This is a genomic window from Klebsiella sp. JB_Kp031 (genome assembly GCF_040064295.1).
In the GTDB taxonomy this organism is placed as follows: domain Bacteria; phylum Pseudomonadota; class Gammaproteobacteria; order Enterobacterales; family Enterobacteriaceae; genus Klebsiella; species Klebsiella quasipneumoniae.
The window spans coordinates 24,711-44,883 of the sequence record NZ_JBEAJW010000028.1 but is presented as its reverse complement, the minus strand read 5'-3'; the positions used below and the strand labels follow the sequence as shown (position 1 = coordinate 44,883).

Below are 20,173 nucleotides of genomic sequence, written 5' to 3'. Positions count from 1 at the left end.
CATGACACGCTTTCTTCTCTGCAGCTTTGCCCTGATTCTGCTCTATCCCTCCGGCATCGATATGTATCTCGTCGGCCTGCCGCGTATTGCTCAGGATCTGGGAGCCAGCGAGGCGCAATTACATATCGCCTTCTCGGTCTATCTGGCCGGAATGGCCTCCGCGATGCTGTTTGCTGGCCGTATCGCCGACCGCTCGGGGCGTAAGCCTGTCGCCATGGTGGGGGCGGCGATCTTTGTTATCGCCTCCCTGCTCTGCGCGCAGGCGCACACCAGCAGCCACTTCCTTACCGGACGCTTTATCCAGGGGATCGGCGCCGGCTGCTGCTACGTGGTGGCTTTCGCTATTCTGCGCGATACGCTGAACGACCGTCGACGGGCCAAAGTGCTGTCGTTGCTCAACGGCATTACCTGCATCATCCCCGTGCTGGCGCCGGTGCTCGGCCACCTGATCATGCTGAAATACCCGTGGCAGAGTCTGTTCTACACCATGATCGGCATGGGGGTAACAGTGGGTTTGCTGGCGGTATTTATCCTGCGCGAGACGCGTCCGACGGCGCCTGCGCAGACGGCTATGCCGCAGCATGGCGCGGGCGAATCGCTGTTGAACCGCTTTTTCCTCAGCCGCATTCTCATCACCACCCTCAGCGTGACGGCGATCCTCACCTACGTGAACGTCTCGCCGGTACTGATGATGGAGGAGATGGGGTTCGATCGCGGCACCTATTCCATGACGATGGCGCTGATGGCGATGGTCAGCATGGCGGTCTCCTTCTCGACGCCGTTCGCCCTGTCGCTGTTTAAACCACGCACCCTGATGATAACCTCGCAGCTGCTGTTCCTGGCGGCAGGCGTGGCGCTGAGCCTCGCCACCCAGCAGGTCGTCACCCTGGTCGGGCTGGGCATGATTTGCGCCGGCTTCTCCGTCGGCTTCGGCGTCGCAATGAGCCAGGCCCTGGGGCCATTCACGCTGCGCGCCGGTGTCGCCAGCTCGGTCCTCGGCATCGCGCAGGTGTGCGGTTCGTCGCTGTGGATTTGGCTCGCCGCCATCATCGGACTCAGCGCAATGAATATGCTGATCGGGATACTCATTGCCTGTAGCATAGTGAGTCTTGTTCTGCTACTGGTCGCCACCCCGCCGCGGGTTGCGCAACACAATGAAGAAGCCGCTTTCGAGTCTCGATCTTAATTTACTGCTCTGCCTGCAGCTCCTGACCCAGGAGCTCAGCGTCACCCGTACGGCGAAGCGGATGAACGTTTCGCCCTCGGCGGTGAGCAAGTCGCTGGCCAAGCTGCGCGCCTGGTTTGACGATCCGCTGTTTGTCAAAACGCCGCTGGGCCTGGCGCCTACACCGCTGGTCAGCAGCATGGAGCAGGATCTGGCGGACTGGATGCAGATGGGCAACCAGATCCTCGATAAACCGCACCACACCATGCCGAGCGGCCTCAAGTTCGAGCTGGCGGCGGAAACGCCATTGCTGATGATCCTGTTTAACACCCTCTCCCAGCGCATCTATCAGCGCTACCCGCAGGCATTGATTCGTTTGCGCAACTGGGACTACGACTCCCTGGACGCCATCATCCGCGGCGAGGTGGATATCGGCTTCTGCGGACGCGAAAGCCATCCGCAGTCGCGGGAGCTGCTGAGCCTGCTGCCGTGGTATATCGATTTTGATGTGCTGTTCACCGACCTGCCGCAGGTCTGGCTGCGCGCCGATCATCCGGCGCTCAGGGAGGAGTGGGATCTGGCGGCATTCTTACGCTATCCGCATATCACCATCTGCTGGGAACAACGCGATACCTGGGCGCTGGACGACGTGCTGCAGGAGCTGGGGCATAAGCGTAATGTGGCGCTGACCGTGCCGGGGTTTGAGCAATCCCTCTTTATGGCGGCTCAACCGCAGCACACCATGCTGGCCACCGCGCCACGCTACTGCCAGCACTATAATCAGCAGCATCAGCTACCGCTGGTCTCCCGGCCGCTGCCGCTGGAGCCGCAGCATCTTGAAAAGCTTCGCGTCCCCTTCACCTTGCTATGGCATAAACGCAACAGCTACAACCCGAAGCTTGTCTGGCTTAGAGATACGTTGAAAGCGCTCTATTCCGGTACGCTGTAAGCTTTGTTTCGTGTCCGTAGCACCTTATTTGCGCAATAATTTGTAAAATCCAAACAAATTCCCTTTTCAAGGGGGGATTTCGGCATTAAAACCTGTTAATACCAGGCGATAATAGCGCCCGCAGTTTTCATTCAGACCATTACTCACGGAGCGACGTATGGCAACGCATTTTGCACGAGGGATACTCAGTACCGGGGAGCCGCTATCGACACGTTTGTCAGCGGCCTGTCATCAATCCGCACGTCGGCTCCCTGAATACCGGCAAGCCCGCTTTCGCGCTTCGCGGTCGCTGCTCGCCGAACTGCTGTTTATGCTTTACGGCATCGGCGAGCTGCCTGAAATCGTTAACGAAGCCAATGGCCGACCGGTTTTTAGCGATCGTCACCTTCCCCGCTTCTCTATCTCTTATACTGGCAATATCGTTGGCGTAGCGCTGACCACCGAAGGGGATTGTGGCCTCGATATGGAGCTGCAGCGCACTGTCCGCAGCCACGACGCCGACCGGCAAAATTTCAGTAACAATGAGAATCTGTGGGTTAACATTCAGCATGACCCGGACGAAGCGCGCAGCCAACTGGTGGCGCTGCGGCGCAGCGTGCTGAAGCTGACCGGTGAAACATCAACGCAGCTGCAGCTGCTGCCTGGCTCCGGCCGCCTGCGTACCGCCGGCAGCCTGCCGATCGAAGCCGTCTGTGACGCCGAATCGCTGCTGGTGTGGTCGATTGCCGCTACCCCGAATATCGGCCCGCTGAAGGTCTGGGAGTATGACGCAAAGGGAGGCGACTGGCACAGCCTGGCGGACGCTCAGCGGCGCGCGCGCGAGCCGTCAGCCCGCCTGATGCGCTTTACCAGCCTACCCACGGAAAAAACCTTATCCCTCAATTGACCGGTCTTGCCGGCATCATGATCCAAAGGAGCAATCATGTCAGATACCTTGAAAGTGGTTACGTTACTCGGCAGCCTGCGTAAAGGGTCGTTTAATGGAATGGTCGCGCGTACCCTGCCCGGCATCGCGCCGGCGGGCATGGACATCTCCGCGCTGCCGTCTATCGGCGATATTCCGCTGTACGATGCTGATATTCAGGAAGAAGAGGGATTCCCGCAGCGCGTGCAGGAGATTGCGCAACAGATCCGCGAGGCGGATGGCGTGGTGATCGTCACCCCCGAGTATAACTATTCCGTGCCTGGCGGCCTGAAAAACGCCATCGACTGGCTTTCACGCCTGCCAGAGCAGCCGCTGTCCGGCAAGCCGGTGCTGATTCAAACCAGCTCAATGGGCGCCATCGGCGGCGCGCGCTGCCAGTATCATCTGCGGCAGATTCTGGTGTTCCTCGATGCGATGGTAATGAATAAACCGGAATTTATGGGCGGCGTGATCCAGAACAAAGTGGATCCGCAGTCAGGTGAAGTGGTCGATCAGAGCACCCTCGACCATCTGCGCGGCCAGCTGACCGCCTTTGGCGATTATATTAAGCGGGTAAAAGCATAAAAAAAGCCCGGCAGCGATGCCGGGCTTTTTCATCATGCGTGCGGATTAATGTGCATCAATAAAGACAATCTTCAGCACGAACAGCAGCGAGACGATAATTACGCAAGGGCTGAGGTCGCGCAGACGGCCGGTGCCGATCTTCATCACGCAGTAGGAGATAAAGCCCAGGGCGATACCTTCAGTGATCGAGAAGCTAAACGGCATCATCACCGCGGTGATAAACGCCGGTACCGCTTCCGTCAGGTCATCCCACTTCACGCGCGCCAGGCTGGAGGTCATCAGCACGCCGACGTAAATCAGCGCGCCGGCGGCCGCATAGGCCGGAACCATCCCCGCCAGCGGAGAGAGGAAGATAACCAGCAGGAACAGGATACCGACGACAACGGCGGTCAGGCCGGTGCGCCCGCCTACGGAAACGCCGGAGGAGGATTCGATATACGCTGTTACCGATGAGGTGCCGATGAAGGAACCTGCCACCGACGAGACGCTATCGACAAACAGCGCCTGCTTCATGCGCGGGAATTTACCGTTGGCGTCCGCCAGACCCGCTTTATCCGTCACGCCGATCAGCGTCCCGGAGGAGTCAAACAGGTTGACCAGCATAAAGGAGAAGATTACCCCGGCCAGGCCCAGATTCAGGGAGCCCGCCAGATCGACATGACCGATCACCGAAGTCACGCTCGGCGGCGCTGAGACGATACCGGTGTAGTGCACATCCCCCAGCATCCAGCCCAGCAGGGTGGTCACCACGATAGAGACCAGTACCGCGGCATGAATGTTGCGCGACGCCAGAATCGCGATGATAAAGAAGCCCAGCACGCCCAGCAGCACGCTGTGGGAAGTCAGATGACCAATGCTGACCAGCGTTTCCGGGTTAGCGACGATAACCCCGGCGTTCTTCAGGCCCATCATACCGATAAACAGGCCGATCCCGCTGGTGATGCCCACGCGCAGGCTCAGCGGAATATTGGCGATCATCCAGTAGCGTACGCGGAAGATCGTCAGCAGCAGCAGGCCGACGGCGCCCCAGAAAATCGCGCCCATGCCGACCTGCCATGGCAGGCCCATCGCCTGCACCACCACAAAGGCGAAAAAGGCGTTCAGGCCCATCGCCGGCGCCAGAGCAACCGGCAGGTTCGCGAACAGCCCCATCATGATACTGCCGAAAGCGGCAATCAGACAGGTGGTCACAAACACGGCGCTGGTATCCATGCCCGCTACGCCAAGAATTTGTGGGTTAACAAAAACGATATACACCATCGTCAGGAACGTGGTGAAACCGGCGATGGCTTCCGTGCGCACCGTGGTGCCGTGCTCGCGCAGTTTAAATACGCGCTCCAGCAGACCCTGGCCAGAAGACTGGCTGGTTTGTTGTTGACTCATTATCGGTTTCCGAACGTAAGGAGGGAAAATTCGACGCTATCCTATACCAAATTACAGCGCCAGGCGCGGTTGTATGGTAATTTTTTTCATTTATTTTGCTTATACGGCAACGATTGCGTCGCGGCATTGGACATGACGAAAACGTTAAACTTGTTAATATGGAATGGCTATGACTCAACCAGAAGCAGTATTTTTTGACTGTGACGGCACGCTGGTCGACAGCGAGGTAATTTGCTCCCGCGCCTACGTGCACATGTTCCAGGAATTTGGCATTACGCTGGAGCTGGCAGAGATTTTTAAGCGCTTCAAAGGCGTAAAGCTGTACGAAATAATCGACACCATCAACGCCGAGCATGGCGTTAACCTGCAAAAGGCCACCCTGGAGCCGATTTACCGTGCGGAAGTCGCCCGCCTGTTCGATAGCGAACTGGAGGTGATTGCTGGAGCCCAGGCGCTGCTGGATGCGGTAAGCGTCCCGATGTGCGTGGTCTCCAATGGCCCGGTCAGTAAGATGCAACACTCTCTCGGCCGCACCGGCCTGCTGCACCATTTCGCTGACCGGTTGTACAGCGGCTACGATATTCAGCGCTGGAAACCCGATCCGGCGCTGATGTTCCATGCCGCAAAGGCGATGAACGTTAACGTTGAGAACTGCATTCTGGTTGATGATTCCAGTGCAGGTGCACAATCGGGAATAGCCGCCGGCATGGAGGTGTTCTACTTCTGCGCCGATCCGCACAACCCGCCAATCGATCATCCCAAAGTGACAACCTTTACCGATCTGGCTGCGCTGCCGGCATTGTGGAAAGCGCGCGGTTGGGATATCACTCGCTAGCCCCCGGCGTCGCCCGGCCGGGCGACGGTTGGCAGCAAGGGTAGCCCGGTAGCGCTGTGATCTCGCCCAGAACAGGATGGCTGGCGACCGGCTTAACTCATTATCTTCGGACACAAGCACTTTCATCTTGTCTTTCTTCACTCGCGGAAAACGGGGGCTAAACGCCCCCTCCGGCTATTTAAACAGTTTTTGCACAAACTCCGCGTAGGCAGGGCGCCAGACGTCCATTTCATGGTTCAGGCCGGGATAGGCGTGATAGTCAAAGTTGATCTTCTGTTTTTCCAGCTCGCTTTTCAGACCCGCGATGTCTTTGCCGGTCACGGAATCTTTTTCCCCAACGACCACGGTAAAGTTACGCAGCTGTTTATTGATGGCTTCAGGATGTTTCAGCTGTGCTTCCACACCAGCATTCGGCACCGTGGTGGTTGTGACGCCGCTAAACGTGGCGAGCCAGCCAAAGCTCTCCAGATGATTCATTCCGGAGACCAGCGCCTGATAGCCGCCCTGCGACAGCCCGGCGAGCGCCCGGCCATCCGCGTCTTTACGCACATTAAAACGCGCATCAATCAGCGGAATGATATCGTTCATCAGCTCGTTATCAGCCGCCTGCGCATTCAGCGGATAGAAGGTTTTGCGTCGCTCCTGCGGCGGGAAGTTTTCCGCGATGGCTTCCGGGATATCGGTTTCGGTATCCGGGACCACCACCAGCATTGGCTTGATCTTGCCCTCCGCCAGCAGGTTATCCATGATTTGCGGGATCCGCCCCTGATCGATGGCCGACAGGCCGCTGTCGCCAAAGCCATGATAGAAATAGAGCACCGGCAGCGGATCGCCGGTTCCGCTATAACCCGGCGGCGTCCAGACATAGAGACGACGTTCAGCGTTCAGTGCCTTTGAGTGATAGGTAAGGGTGCGCAGATCGCCGTGCGCGACCGCCCGATCGTCAAGAATACTGCCCGGCACCAGAATCAAACTGGTGTTCACTTGGCGCTGCGGCTTCTGATAGCGGCTGCCGGTATCTACCGAGCGGAAGCCATCCACATCGAAATAGTATTCATAGAGATTGGGCTTCATCGGCTCGCTTTTCCATGTCCAGACTCCGTCCGCTGCCTTGGTCATGTCGTGCGAGACAAAGGTGTCCGGCGTGGCGCCGGTGACTACCGAAACCCGCCGGGCATCAGGGGCAAACAGGCGGTAAGTGATACTTTTATCCGCGTTAACTTGGGTGATAAAGTGGCTCACCGGCAGGGAGGGGTCCGGCACCGCGGGCAACGGTGCCGCCTGAATGGTGAACGCCGCGCCCGCCAGCGCCAGGGCGAAATAAATTGCATGTCGTTTCATCGTTATTCCTCTTATGTTGTGTCCGTTCTGTTATCGTGTCACCACCAGATTTCCGCCTGCGCCCCTACGGCAAACTGATCGTTTTTACCGTCTTCAAAAATGCTGGTGGTGTTATTCGCGGCCTTATCCAGGTCGATATCCTTCGCTTTAATATAGGTGGCATAGAAGCGAATTTCCGGGCGCGAGGTCAGCATACTGGTATTAACTTTGAAGGTATGGAACAGCGTGGTCTTATAGCCGGACTCGTTATATTTTTTGCCGGTAACATCTTTGTTTTGCTGCTTGAAGTACCCCAGTTCGACGCCGGTCTGGTTATATTTATTCCAGATATAAGCCGGTCGCAGGACCGTACGGATGGATTCAAAATCGGAGTGAGCCCCGGTCTCGTAGCTGTAAACGTCGTTACCAAAAGAGTAAACGATGGCATTCGCCATAATAATGTCATCACGTAAATAGGTTTCCCCTTGCGAGGTTAAGCGCACGGCGGTGCCATTGGTATGGTCGCCATAATAGCGGCCGTTAAAGGTTGTATAGGGGCTGGATCCGGCATAGCGCGAGAAGCTGCTGGCAATGGAGTTATTCGCCAGTAAGAAAGAGAATTCGTTAAAGCCGCCGTTAGCAAATTTTTGCGTTAACGAGGTGCCGGCCATCCAGGTATCTTTCCATGGATAATAGCCTTCATTGCCCTCTTTATATTTCTCAGAAGAACTTTGGTTGGCAGCGACATAGCGTCCGCTGACCATCAGGCTGGCTTTATCCCACAGCGGGATCTCTTTGTAACGGATATCAAGGGTATTGGTGTTTATTTGCTGCTTATTGCTCAAGGAACGATCGTAGTCATCAACATCTTCCCGCACCAGCGCGATATCGAATTTCCCGACGCCAACCTGCCAGTTTTCCAGCCCCACGCCAGCCGCCGCATCGGTTCTCTGCGTTTTCCAGTCCAGCATCTGGATCTCGATTTTTGGCGCACCGTGTTTGCCGACCCAGAAATCGGCCTCCGGGGCAAACGGCAGGAATCCTTTGGTGTTAACGTACATATCCGAGAATTGGATGTAGTTTTCGCCGCCGGCATTGTCGCCAAACCAGCCAGTGGAATACTGCTGGCCAACGTTCCCGTCGAGCATCACGATGGCGTCGACGCGTTTATCGCCTTCCTGAAACACCCGCTGCTTCAGCTGCAGATCGAACCAGCCGGAATATTCATTGCCCAGACGGCCAAGCGAGCCGATGGCCCACGATTTTGGCGAGCCATGCGAGGCGGTTCCCCAGCCCGAGCGGAAGTAGCCGTTATAGCTAAAGCCAATTTCATCTTTGACGAACCTGCTAAAATCTTTCAGCGTCATCGCGCTGTAGGCGGGTGCACTGTCTGTAGCAGATTGTTGATTTTTGACCAGTACCGCATCCGGTTTCACCGCTGCTTTCGGTCCGGCTGCCGCCGCGACGTTGCGCTTCTGGCTCTCTGCAGGCGGAGACCATGAGGCCCAAATCTGGTCTCTTTTTCTCTCCTGGTCTTGATATTTTTTGAGCTCTTTTTGCGTATCGCTGAGCGCTTTTTCCAGCAACTCAAGCCGTTGCTCTACCGTCAGCTGGCTCGCGATCAGGGAGGTTGAATAACAAAGCGGCGCCAGCAAGGCTATCGCCGAAGCGATCCTGGTTTTTCTCATCATAATATTCCCTTATATAAGTATTGGCATTAATAAAAACGACAGCGACAAGCATCGCGCGGGTTCAAATAGCTTTATCCATACCGCTTAAGGGCGCGGGGACTGTTATTTTTGCGCCTGGAAAAAAGCAAAAAAACCCGAAGAAGACGATCTGCCTTAACAGATAATCCTCTTCAGGTTTTGCCCGCGCATCGCGGTAGCAACCCTTATTAAGTCATTCTTCGCACGCATAAAAAAACCTGATATCGCCGCCGTGGGGGCAATATCAGGTTTTGCCTGCTGTCGCAGTAACAATCCGTTTAAAACATTCTGAGCTTGCGCGCTCAGTCAGTGGATGCTGATTGTTACGCGATAAAATGAAGAACTCAAACGGGCAGCCTGTTAATTGTGACGATAATCTCAGCAATATCGCTGCCGGTGGAGGAATCATATCTAATTCTGATAAATCCATTCATCAGAATTAGACAAAATGATTATTACTCTTTCGGATCTTTACCAGCGAGCAATTTATCCAGTTCATCGCCGCCCACATGACGGAAATCCTGGCCTTTGACGAAGTAGAAAATATATTCGCAGATATTCTGGCAGCGGTCGCCGATACGCTCGATGGAGCGCGCGCAGAACAGCGCCGTCAGGACGCTGGGGATAGTGCGCGAGTCTTCCATCATGTAGGTCATCAGCTGACGTACGATGCCTTCATATTCCTGGTCGACTTTCTTGTCTTCGCGATAGATACGTACCGCCTCGTCGAGATCCATACGCGCGAAGGCATCCAGCACGTCATGCAGCATCTGCACCGTATGGCGGCCCAGCGATTCAAGGCTCACCAGCAGCGGCTGATGCTGCTGGGAAAACTTCTCCAGCGCGGTACGGCAGATTTTATCCGCCACATCGCCAATGCGTTCCAGCTCAGCGATAGTCTTGATGATCGCCATCACCAGGCGCAGGTCGCTGGCGGTCGGCTGGCGCTTGGCGATGATGCGCACGCAGGCTTCATCGATCGCCACTTCCATCATGTTGACCTGTTTGTCGCCGTCAATCACGCGTTTCGCCAGTTCGCTGTCCTGGTTATGCATTGCGGTGATCGCATCAGAAAGCTGTTGCTCCACCAGCCCCCCCATGGTCATCACCTGGGTGCGGATATACTCCAGTTCAGCGTTGAACTGGCCGGAAATATGTTTGTTAAGATTTAGGTTGTCCATGGTGTCTCCTGATTGCCCAACTGGTGAGAGCCTGAAAGCACAAGGGCAAATCAACCGTAGCGGCCAGTAATATAATCTTCAGTTTGTTTCTTCGCGGGCTTGGTGAACAGATCATCCGTATTGCTGAACTCAATCAGCTCGCCAAGATACATAAATGCCGTATGGTCGGAGCAACGCGCAGCCTGCTGCATGTTGTGAGTCACGATAACGACGGTGTAGTCCTGTTTCAGCTCGGTGATCAGTTCTTCGATACGCCCGGTGGAGATCGGGTCCAGCGCGGAGCACGGCTCATCAAGCAGCAGCACTTCCGGGCGGATCGCGATACCGCGGGCAATACACAGACGCTGCTGCTGACCACCGGAGAGAGAATACCCGCTCTGGTGCAGTTTATCTTTGGTTTCGTTCCATAATGCGGCTTTGGTCAGCGCCCACTGCACGCGCTCGTCCATATCGGCACGGGACAGTTTTTCAAACAGGCGCACCCCGAAAGCGATGTTGTCGTAAATGGACATCGGGAACGGCGTTGGCTTCTGGAACACCATGCCAACCTTAGCGCGCAGCAGGGCGATATCCTGGGTGTTAGTCAGAATATTGTCGCCATCCAGTAGGATCTCACCTTCCGCACGCTGCTCTGGATACAGTTCAAACATTTTGTTGAACGTGCGCAGCAGGGTGGATTTACCACAGCCTGACGGACCGATAAACGCCGTTACCTGGTTTTTGGTGATATCCAGGTTGATGTTCTTCAGGGCATGGAATTTGCCGTAGTAGAAGTTCAGGTTACGAACTGAAATCTTACCCGGAGCTGTATTCACCATACTCATCTCAATCTCTTCCTCATTCAGCGCAGCCGTGGCTGCGCCGCAAAAAATTAACCGTGTTTCTTCTTGGCGAAGATAACGCGCGCCAGGATGTTCAGCAGCAAGACGCACAGGGTGATAATCAATACCCCGGCCCATGCCAGTTGCTGCCACTCCGCAAACGGACTCATGGCAAATTTGAAAATGGTCACCGGCAGGTTGGCAATCGGCTGCATCATGTCGGTGCTCCAGAACTGGTTAGACAACGCGGTGAACAGCAAGGGCGCCGTTTCCCCAGCGATACGGGCGATAGCCAGCAGGATCCCGGTCATAATCCCTGAGACGGAGGCTTTCAGGGTGATCGCCGAGATCATCTTCCACTTCGGCGTCCCCAGCGCATAGGCCGCTTCACGCAGGCTATCCGGCACCAGTTTCAGCATGTTTTCGGTGGTACGAATAACGATAGGCACCTGCAGCAGCGCCAGGGCGATAACGCCCGCCCAGCCCGAGAAGTGCTGCATCTGCGCCACCACGATGGTGTAGACGAACAGGCCGACCACGATAGACGGTGCGGAAAGCAGAATATCGTTGATAAAGCGGATAATTTCAGCCAGCACCGACTTGCGGCCATACTCCGCCAAATAAATTCCGGCGAGGATACCCAGCGGCGTACCAAAGACGGTTGCCCACAGGATCAGCAGGCCGCTGCCGGCGAGGGCGTTGGCCAGACCACCGCCCGCGGTATTCGGCGGCGGCGTCATTTCGGTAAACAGCGCCAGACTCATGCCGTCGAAGCCGCGGGTTATGGTCGCCATCAGGATCCAGATAAGCCAGAACAAACCAAACGCCATGGTGGCCATCGACAGCGCCAGAGCGATACGGTTCTTCATGCGGCGTTTGGCCTGCATCTTGCGGCGGGACTCCGCCAGCTCGGCGGTGCTTTGCATTTCAATGGTCGCCATTAGCGTGCCCCCTCATTCTTCGCGAGGCGCATAATCATAAACTTCGACGCCGCCAGAACGATAAAGGTGATAACGAACAGGATCAGGCCCAGCTCCATTAGCGCCGCCACGTGCAGGCCGGTTTCCGCTTCGGCAAATTCGTTGGCCAGCGCGGAGGTAATGCTGTTCCCCGGCATATACAGCGATATGCTGTCGAGCTGGTAGGTGTTACCGATGATAAAGGTGACCGCCATGGTTTCACCCAGCGCACGGCCCAGACCGAGCATCACGCCGCCGATCACCCCGTTTTTGGTGAACGGTAAAACGATGCGCCAGATCACTTCCCAGGTGGTGCAGCCGATGCCATAGGCCGACTCTTTCATCATCACCGGCGTCTGTTCGAAAACATCGCGCATGACCGCGGCGATATAAGGGATGATCATGATGGCCAGAATGACGCCAGCGGCGAGAATGCCAATCCCAAACGCCGGACCGGCAAACAGCGCGCCGACGAACGGGATGGTCGACAGGACGTTCCCCACCGGCTCCTGAAAGTAAGTCGCAAACAGCGGGGCGAAAATAAACAAGCCCCACATGCCGTACACGATACTCGGGATTGCCGCCAGCAGCTCAATCGCAATGCCCAATGGGCGCTTGAGCCAGGCGGGGGACAGTTCAGTCAGAAACAGCGCGATGCCGAAGCTCACCGGGACGGCGATCAGCAGCGCGATAAAGGAGGTCACCAGAGTTCCGTAGATCGGCACCAGCGCGCCGAAGATTTCGTTGGGCGCATCCCACTCTTTGGTCCACAAAAAGGCAAAGCCAAACTTTTGAATGCTCGGCCAGGAAGAGATGATCAGGGAAACGATGATGCCGCCCAGCATCAATAGCACAATCAGCGCAGCCAGTTTTACCAGCGCACTGAAAATTATGTCACCCTTTTTCCCCGGAGGGGTAAATGCAGGCTTGGTTGCAGCCATAGATTACTCTTTACGTATTAAAACTTGTTCGAATAAATGCCCGGTGGCGTTGGCTCCCGGGCCTACAGTCTGAACCGTAGGGCGGGCAGCGCCTGAACGCCCCCGCCATCTTCGTCAAAAATCTACTGTTAGTACAGCGCTTTACCGCTGCTGTCTTTGACGTTGGTTTTCCATGCCGCACGAACCTGCTCTACCACGCTTTCCGGCAGCGTCGCGTAATCCAGCGCATTGGCTTCTTTCCCGCCGTTTTTATACGCCCAGTCAAAAAACTTCAGCACTTCTGCGGTCTGCTCAGGCTTGTTCGTCGCCTTATGCACCAGGATGAAGGTGGTTGAGGTGATCGGCCATGCGTTTTCACCTTTCTGGTTAGTCAGGTCCTGAGCGAAAGACTTGCTCCAGTCAACGCCTTTTGCGGCGTTAGCGAAGTTGTCTTCAGTCGGGCTAACCGGCTTGCCGTCGGCAGAGACCAGTTTGGTGTACGCCAGGTTGTTTTGCTTGGCGTAAGCGTATTCGACGTAACCAATCGAGCCCGGCAGACGCTGAACAAAAGCGGCGATACCGTCGTTGCCTTTACCGCCCAGACCGGTTGGCCAGTTAACGGTAGAGCCTGCGCCGATTTTCGATTTCCACTCTTCATTCACTTTGGACAGGTAGCTGGTGAAGACGAAGGAGGTACCGGAACCATCGGCGCGGCGAACCACGGCGATATTCTGCGACGGCAGCTTCAGACCCGGGTTGAGCTTAGCGATCGCTTCGTCATCCCATTTTTTAATTTTACCCAGGTAGATATCGCCGAGGGTTTTGCCATCCAGCACCAGCTCGCCGGATTTCACGCCAGGCAGGTTAACCGCCAGCACCACGCCGCCAATCACGGTCGGGAACTGGAACAGGCCTTCCTGGGTCAGTTTGTCATCAGCCAGCGGAGCATCAGAAGCACCGAAATCCACGGTGTTGGCAATAATCTGTTTAACGCCACCAGAGGAACCAATACCCTGGTAGTTCACTTTATTGCCAGTTTCTTTCTGATAGGTGTCAGCCCATTTGGCATACACCGGCGCAGGAAAAGTTGCACCTGCGCCAGTCAGGCTTGCTGCTGCGAAAGCAGAGAAAGCGCTCATCGATAAGGTCGCGGCGACAACTGTTGCGACGGTGGTACGCATAACGTTCATAATGTCTCCTGCTGGGATTCGTAAATCATTGTTTCGAGGCTATGGTGAGCAAAATAGGTCAAAGAGGTGACAGTAAAATGTACGAATTATGACAGTTTTATGACACGCCGGGAGGGGGGATTTCACGTCAAATAATACGCTTATAACTCAAATGGTTATCTACTAGCATGACCACACAATGACAGAATAATTTTCTTTTTATGACAGCGAAATCACAGAGCAAAACGATCGTTTGTCATCTATCGCCTCCCCAGATATTGCGCACAAGATCGGCGAAAAACAGCAGGTAAAAATAAAAAAGGGCCGCCGCCGGCAGCCCTTTGCAAAAGAGATAATACGTTACTCAACCGTGACCGATTTCGCCAGGTTACGCGGCTGATCAACGTCAGTGCCTTTGATCAGCGCAACGTGATAAGCCAGCAGCTGCAGCGGTACGGTGTAGAAGATAGGCGCGATGCTCTCTTCGACATGCGGCATCTCAATGATGTGCATGTTGTCGCTGCCGTTGAAGCCGGCGTCACCGTCGGCGAAAACGTACAGCTCACCGCCGCGGGCGCGAACCTCTTCGATGTTGGATTTCAGTTTTTCCAGCAGCTCATTGTTCGGCGCCACTACGATCACCGGCATTTCCGCATCAATCAGCGCCAGCGGGCCGTGCTTAAGCTCGCCTGCCGCGTAGGCTTCCGCGTGAATATAGGAGATCTCTTTCAGCTTCAGCGCCCCTTCCATAGCGATCGGGTACTGATCGCCACGGCCAAGGAACAGCGCATGATGCTTATCAGAGAAACGCTCTGCCAGCTGCTCAATACGCTTGTCCTGGGAGAGCATCTGCTCGATACGGTTCGGCAGCGCCTGCAGGCCGTGGACGATATCATGCTCAATGGACGCATCCTGGCCTTTCAATCGCGCCAGTTTCGCCACCAGCATCAGCAGCACCGTCAGCTGAGTGGTAAAGGCCTTGGTCGAGGCCACGCCAATTTCCGTTCCGGCTTTGGTCATCAGCGCCAGATCGGATTCACGCACCAGCGACGAGCCCGGCACGTTGCAGATGGCCAGCGAGCCGAGATAGCCCAGCTCTTTCGACAAACGCAGCGCCGCCAGGGTATCGGCGGTTTCACCAGACTGGGAAAGGGTGATCATCAGGCTGTTACGACGCACCGCAGACTTCCGATAGCGGAATTCGGAGGCGATTTCCACATCGCACGGCACGCCGGCTAACGCCTCGAACCAATAGCGGGAGACCATCCCGGAGTTATAGGAGGTCCCGCAGGCAACAATCTGAATATGTTCAACCTGAGCCAGCATTTCATTGGCGTTCGGCCCCAGCTCGCTGAGATCGATTTCGCCGTGGCTGATACGCCCGGTCAGGGTGTTCTTAATCGCATTTGGCTGTTCGAAAATCTCTTTCTGCATATAGTGGCGATAGATACCTTTATCGCCGGCGTCATACTGCAGATTGGATTCGATCTCCTGACGCTTCACTTGCGCAGCGGATTTATCGAAAATCACCACCGAGCGACGAGTCACTTCCGCAATGTCGCCTTCTTCAAGGAAGATGAAGCGGCGGGTAACCGGCAGCAGCGCCAGCTGGTCGGAAGCGATAAAGTTTTCCCCCATGCCCAGACCGATAACCAGCGGGCTACCGGAGCGGGCCGCCAGCAGGGTTCCCGGGTCGCGGGTATCCATGATTACGGTGCCGTAAGCGCCGCGCAGCTGCGGGATGGCGCGCAGCACGGCTTCACGCAAGGTTCCACCTTGTTCCAGCTCCCAGTGCACCAGATGGGCGATAACTTCGGTATCGGTCTCAGTGACGAAGACATAGCCGCGAGACTGCAGCAATGCACGCAGCGGCTCGTGGTTTTCGATGATCCCGTTATGGACCACCACAATGTGTTCAGAAACATGCGGATGCGCATTGCTCTCAGACGGTTCGCCGTGCGTCGCCCAGCGAGTATGGGCGATCCCGGTACCACCGTGTAACGGTTGCTCTTCGACCGCCTGAGCCAGCATCTGTACCTTACCCAGGCGACGCACGCGAGTCATATGACCTTCGCTGTCGACTACCGCCAGACCGGCAGAGTCATAGCCACGGTATTCCAGACGACGTAAACCTTCGAGAAGGATTTCAGCAATATCACGCTGCGCGACTGCGCCAACAATTCCACACATAGTTAAATTTCCTGATAATGGCGATATGCCATGCGTTGTCGCTGACCTGTATTTGCCCGTTTCCCGGGCGCCCCGAGCCTTGTAGAGAGTGGGGTTATTGTTATGGTACTGCCTGCGGACGGGGATCTATGTTGACCCTCTCATCCTGGTTCGCCGGGCGTTGTACACCCCCGGCGACAATTCTGTTCATTTTTTCTTCACCGGACGCTGCCAGCCCTGCTTATGGACCTGCGGCACGCGGCTCAACACCAGTTCGTTATCGGCGATATTGCGTGTGACGGTGGTGCCGGCGGCGATAGTGACGCCGTTGCCTACCGTAACCGGGGCCACCAGCTGGGTATCCGAGCCGACAAAGACATCGTCGCCAATAATCGTTTTATGTTTATTCGCGCCATCGTAGTTGCAGGTGATGGTGCCCGCGCCGATATTGACGTTATCACCGATCTCCGTATCGCCCAGATAGGTCAGATGACCCGCCTTGGAGCCTTTGCCGAGACGCGCTTTTTTCATTTCCACGAAGTTGCCAACGTGGGCGCCTTCCAGCAGTTCGGCGCCCGGGCGCAGACGGGCAAATGGACCGATGGTGCAGGCCGCCTGCAGCTGGGCATCTTCCACCACGCTGTAGGGGCTGATTTCGCAATCATCGCCGATGGTGCTGTTTTTGATCACGCAGCCGGCGCCGATTTTCACTCGATCGCCCAGCACGATGCGGCCCTCCAGAATAACGTTAGTATCGATCTCCACATCGCGCCCGTGCTGCAGCGTACCGCGCAGATCGAAACGCGCCGGATCGCGCAACATCACTCCCGCCAGCAGCAGCTTTTCCGCTTGCTCAGCCTGGTAGACGCGCTCCAGGCGCGCAAGCTGCAGGCGGTTGTTGACCCCTTCGACTTCGCTCAGGCGCTGGGGATGCACGGCAACGATCTCGCGACCTTCCTGATGCGCCATGGCGATGATATCGGTGATGTAGTATTCGCCCTGGGCGTTGTTATTGGTGAGATTCGCCAGCCAGCGCTTGAGGTCCGCTCCACCGGCGATCAGGATCCCAGTGTTAATTTCCTGAATCTGGCGCTGCGCCTCGCTGGCATCTTTGTGCTCAACGATGCCCGTCACCTGGCCATTTTCACGGGTAATGCGGCCGTAGCCGGTTGGATCATCCAGCTTCACGGTCAGCAGACCAATCCCGCCCTGCGGCTTCGCGGCGCGCAGGCGCTGTAGCGTCTCGACGGAGATCAGCGGCACATCGCCGTAGAGCATCAGGATGTCTTCATCATCATTGAAGAACGGCGCCGCCTGCTGCATGGCGTGCCCCGTTCCGAGCTGCTCGGCCTGCAGCACCCAGTTCAGGTTGTCTTCATGCAGCGTCTGACGCAGCAGATCGCCACCGTGGCCATACACCAGGTGTACCGCACATGCGCCTAAATCGTTAGCGGCATCAATGACATGCTGCACCATTGGCTTCCCGGCCAGGGTATGCAGCACCTTAGGAAGATCGGAATACATGCGGGTCCCTTTGCCTGCGGCAAGGATAACCACGCTCATCGCACTATTTGACATACTCATCCTGACGGTAGTTAGAACGAAAAGTAAAAGCCTTTCACGTTGAAATTTCTACATATTTTTCATCATAAAACGAGACGTGGAGAAAACGTCCAGGCTCACTGCTATACACCATTTTATGACGCTATTTTTAACCACTGCAAATCAGTTTAACGCTGAAAAAGGAGGGCGGGGAGGATAACCATTGACTATCTCACTGCTTTTGCTGTTTTTTCGCCACCTGAATAAAGCCGCTGCGGAAAGCGATTTTCAGTACCCTCAGCGGGAAGAACCAGGATAATCGTCGCCAGTCGCTGGCGGGGGAGGGCGGCAAAGTGATTGATGTAGCGATAAAAAACGAAAGGCCACCGTCAGGTGACCTTCTTTGCCCGGTTTCACATCGCCAGTGTTGTCGTTTTCATGGGCGATACGTCGTGTCAGCGGGGGGGATAGCGCGGAGCTTAGAAGCTCAGGACGCTAAATTTAGCGATGATTTTATGGAACAGTTTCATGATGATTTCCTGACGCAGGTGCAGTTTGATAACGCTATTTTATGTGATATACATCACATAAAACGGAGTCTACGCTTCATCATTTAACTAATCAATAACAATTAAGGGTGAATTCTGTTTTCACTTCATCCGCTCGTCAGCAGTTGGGCATAAAAAAAGCCAGCCTGGAAACCAGACTGGCTTTTTACGTTCAAGCCGGTGTTACATCGCTTTTTTGGTCAACTCGATAACGCGCAGTTTAGCGATCGCTTTGGCCAGTTCCGCAGACGCCTGAGCGTAATCCACATCGCCGTGAGAGCTCTTAATGTGCTCTTCCGCTTTGCGTTTCGCTTCCAGCGCTCGCGCTTCGTCGAGGTCCTGACCACGAATTGCGGTATCCGCCAGGACGGTCACGCTGCCAGGCTGCACTTCAAGAATGCCGCCGGACAGATAGATAAACTCTTCATGACCGTGCTGTTTAACGATGCGAATCATACCAGGCTTAATGGCGGTGAGCAGCGGTGCGTGTCCCGGGTAAATACCCAGTTCACCTTCGCTACCCGTTACCTGGATTTTTTCGACCAGACCAGAGAACATTTGTTGCTCTGCGCTGACGACGTCCAGGTGGTAAGTCATTGCCATATCACCCTCCGATTAAGGCGTTAAAGTTTTTTGGCTTTTTCCACGGCTTCGTCGATGGAACCGACCATGTAGAACGCCTGCTCTGGCAGGTGATCGTATTCGCCTTCCATGATGCCTTTAAAGCCACGGATGGTGTCTTTCAGCGCCACGTATTTGCCCGGAGAACCGGTAAAGACTTCAGCCACGAAGAACGGCTGGGACAGGAAGCGCTGGATCTTACGTGCGCGAGCTACCACCAGTTTGTCTTCTTCAGACAGTTCGTCCATACCGAGGATGGCGATGATGTCTTTCAGTTCCTGATAACGCTGCAGGATGGACTGCACGCCACGCGCGGTGTCGTAGTGTTCCTGACCAACAACCAGCGGATCCAGCTGACGGCTGGTGGAGTCCAGCGGGTCAACGGCCGGGTAGATACCCAGGGAAGCGATCTGACGGCTCAGTACTACGGTTGCATCTAAGTGAGCAAAGGTAGTGGCTGGGGATGGGTCAGTTAAGTCATCCGCCGGTACGTATACCGCCTGTACGGAGGTGATAGAACCGGTTTTGGTGGAGGTGATACGTTCCTGCAGAACGCCCATCTCTTCCGCCAGGGTCGGCTGATAACCTACCGCTGAAGGCATACGACCCAGCAGTGCGGATACTTCCGTACCGGCCAGGGTGTAACGATAGATGTTATCGACGAACAGCAGTACGTCACGACCTTCGTCACGGAATTTCTCAGCCATGGTCAGGCCGGTCAGCGCAACGCGCAGACGGTTTCCCGGCGGCTCGTTCATCTGGCCGTACACCAGGGATACTTTATCGATAACGTTGGAGTCGGTCATTTCGTGGTAGAAGTCGTTACCCTCACGAGTACGCTCACCTACGCCCGCAAACACGGAGTAACCGGAGTGCTCGATCGCGATGTTACGGATCAGCTCCATCATGTTTACGGTTTTACCGACACCCGCACCACCGAACAGACCGACTTTACCGCCCTTCGCGAACGGACACATCAGGTCGATAACTTTGATGCCGGTTTCCAGCAGTTCCTGAGAGCTGGACAGCTCTTCATAGGACGGTGCTGCGCGGTGGATAGCCCAACGCTCTTCTTCGCCGATGTCGCCTTTCATGTCGACCGGTTGACCCAGTACGTTCATGATACGACCCAGCGTAGCTTTACCAACCGGGACTTCGATCGGGTGCTCGAGGTCTTTTACATCCAGACCGCGGCGCAGACCATCGGAAGAACCCATGGCGATGGTACGCACGATACCGCCGCCCAGCTGCTGCTGAACTTCCAGCACCAGAACTTCATTACCATTCTGTACCTCAAGGGCTTCGTACACGCGTGGTACGGCATCCTGAGGGAACTCGACGTCGACCACGGCGCCGATTACCTGGACAATCTTTCCAGTAGCCATCTTAAATC

17 protein-coding genes are annotated in these 20,173 nt (G+C 55.8%); 5 read left to right on the top strand and 12 right to left on the bottom strand.

Going from position 1 to position 20,173, the window contains the following annotated elements; translation table 11 throughout:
- The first annotated feature begins 1 nt into the window (after nt 1).
- The 4 genes from ABLV64_RS12765 to ABLV64_RS12750 all read left to right on the top strand — a co-directional run bounded on the left by ABLV64_RS12765 (nt 2) and on the right by ABLV64_RS12750 (nt 3,603).
- Nucleotides 2–1,186, top strand: coding sequence for an MFS transporter (locus ABLV64_RS12765; RefSeq protein WP_348843298.1), 1,185 nt, complete (start codon nt 2–4; stop codon nt 1,184–1,186).
- Nucleotides 1,155–2,114 carry an HTH-type transcriptional regulator YidZ gene (gene yidZ / locus ABLV64_RS12760; RefSeq protein WP_004202291.1) on the top strand — a complete coding sequence of 320 codons (960 nt, stop codon included), beginning with the start codon at nt 1,155–1,157 and terminating at the stop codon, nt 2,112–2,114. The genes ABLV64_RS12765 and yidZ overlap by 32 nt, the downstream gene beginning before the upstream one ends.
- A gap of 310 nt (nt 2,115–2,424) precedes the next feature.
- Nucleotides 2,425–3,000, top strand: coding sequence for a phosphopantetheinyl transferase (locus ABLV64_RS12755; protein WP_072140520.1), 576 nt, complete (start codon nt 2,425–2,427; stop codon nt 2,998–3,000).
- 36 nt (nt 3,001–3,036) lie between these two features.
- Entirely contained in the window at nt 3,037–3,603 is a 567-nt protein-coding gene (locus ABLV64_RS12750) for an NADPH-dependent FMN reductase (RefSeq protein ID WP_004202293.1), read from the top strand.
- A gap of 45 nt (nt 3,604–3,648) precedes the next feature.
- Here ABLV64_RS12750 and ABLV64_RS12745 read toward each other — a convergent pair whose 3' ends face one another.
- On the bottom strand, nt 3,649–4,986 hold the full coding sequence (locus ABLV64_RS12745; RefSeq protein WP_004202294.1) for an NCS2 family permease: 1,338 nt from the start codon (nt 4,984–4,986) through the stop codon (nt 3,649–3,651).
- Between the two features lie 169 nt (nt 4,987–5,155).
- Here ABLV64_RS12745 and yieH point away from each other — a divergent pair, with 169 nt between their 5' ends.
- The gene (gene yieH / locus ABLV64_RS12740; protein WP_004202295.1) at nt 5,156–5,821 is read left to right on the top strand and encodes a 6-phosphogluconate phosphatase; all 666 of its coding nucleotides are present in this window, start codon (nt 5,156–5,158) and stop codon (nt 5,819–5,821) included.
- A gap of 174 nt (nt 5,822–5,995) precedes the next feature.
- Here yieH and ABLV64_RS12735 read toward each other — a convergent pair whose 3' ends face one another.
- From ABLV64_RS12735 to atpD, 11 genes are all read right to left on the bottom strand, one after another.
- Nucleotides 5,996–7,162, bottom strand: a complete 1,167-nt coding sequence (locus ABLV64_RS12735) for an alpha/beta hydrolase-fold protein (protein ID WP_065878504.1) — start codon at nt 7,160–7,162, stop codon at nt 5,996–5,998.
- Between the two features lie 38 nt (nt 7,163–7,200).
- Nucleotides 7,201–8,832, bottom strand: a complete 1,632-nt coding sequence (locus ABLV64_RS12730; RefSeq protein WP_065878506.1) for a carbohydrate porin — start codon at nt 8,830–8,832, stop codon at nt 7,201–7,203.
- Between the two features lie 473 nt (nt 8,833–9,305).
- Nucleotides 9,306–10,031: a phosphate signaling complex protein PhoU gene (gene phoU / locus ABLV64_RS12725; RefSeq protein ID WP_004107251.1), complete on the bottom strand. Its 726-nt coding sequence runs from the start codon at nt 10,029–10,031 to the stop codon at nt 9,306–9,308.
- Nucleotides 10,032–10,081: 50 nt separating this feature from the next.
- On the bottom strand, nt 10,082–10,855 hold the full coding sequence (gene pstB / locus ABLV64_RS12720; RefSeq protein WP_004145006.1) for a phosphate ABC transporter ATP-binding protein PstB: 774 nt from the start codon (nt 10,853–10,855) through the stop codon (nt 10,082–10,084).
- A 47-nt stretch (nt 10,856–10,902) separates the two neighbouring features.
- Nucleotides 10,903–11,793, bottom strand: a complete 891-nt coding sequence (gene pstA, locus ABLV64_RS12715; RefSeq protein WP_004202301.1) for a phosphate ABC transporter permease PstA — start codon at nt 11,791–11,793, stop codon at nt 10,903–10,905.
- The gene (gene pstC, locus ABLV64_RS12710; protein WP_004202302.1) at nt 11,793–12,752 is read right to left on the bottom strand and encodes a phosphate ABC transporter permease PstC; all 960 of its coding nucleotides are present in this window, start codon (nt 12,750–12,752) and stop codon (nt 11,793–11,795) included. Before pstC ends, pstA begins: the two co-directional genes overlap by 1 nt.
- Nucleotides 12,753–12,880: 128 nt before the next feature.
- The gene (pstS, locus tag ABLV64_RS12705; protein ID WP_004150308.1) at nt 12,881–13,921 is read right to left on the bottom strand and encodes a phosphate ABC transporter substrate-binding protein PstS; all 1,041 of its coding nucleotides are present in this window, start codon (nt 13,919–13,921) and stop codon (nt 12,881–12,883) included.
- A gap of 339 nt (nt 13,922–14,260) precedes the next feature.
- Entirely contained in the window at nt 14,261–16,090 is a 1,830-nt protein-coding gene (gene glmS / locus ABLV64_RS12700) for a glutamine--fructose-6-phosphate transaminase (isomerizing) (RefSeq protein ID WP_004202303.1), read from the bottom strand.
- 186 nt (nt 16,091–16,276) lie between these two features.
- Nucleotides 16,277–17,647: a bifunctional UDP-N-acetylglucosamine diphosphorylase/glucosamine-1-phosphate N-acetyltransferase GlmU gene (gene glmU, locus ABLV64_RS12695; RefSeq protein WP_217325181.1), complete on the bottom strand. Its 1,371-nt coding sequence runs from the start codon at nt 17,645–17,647 to the stop codon at nt 16,277–16,279.
- A gap of 695 nt (nt 17,648–18,342) precedes the next feature.
- Nucleotides 18,343–18,762, bottom strand: a complete 420-nt coding sequence (locus ABLV64_RS12690; protein WP_001251971.1) for a F0F1 ATP synthase subunit epsilon — start codon at nt 18,760–18,762, stop codon at nt 18,343–18,345.
- 20 nt (nt 18,763–18,782) lie between these two features.
- Nucleotides 18,783–20,165, bottom strand: coding sequence for a F0F1 ATP synthase subunit beta (gene atpD, locus ABLV64_RS12685; protein WP_004144997.1), 1,383 nt, complete (start codon nt 20,163–20,165; stop codon nt 18,783–18,785).
- Nucleotides 20,166–20,173: the final 8 nt, after the last annotated feature.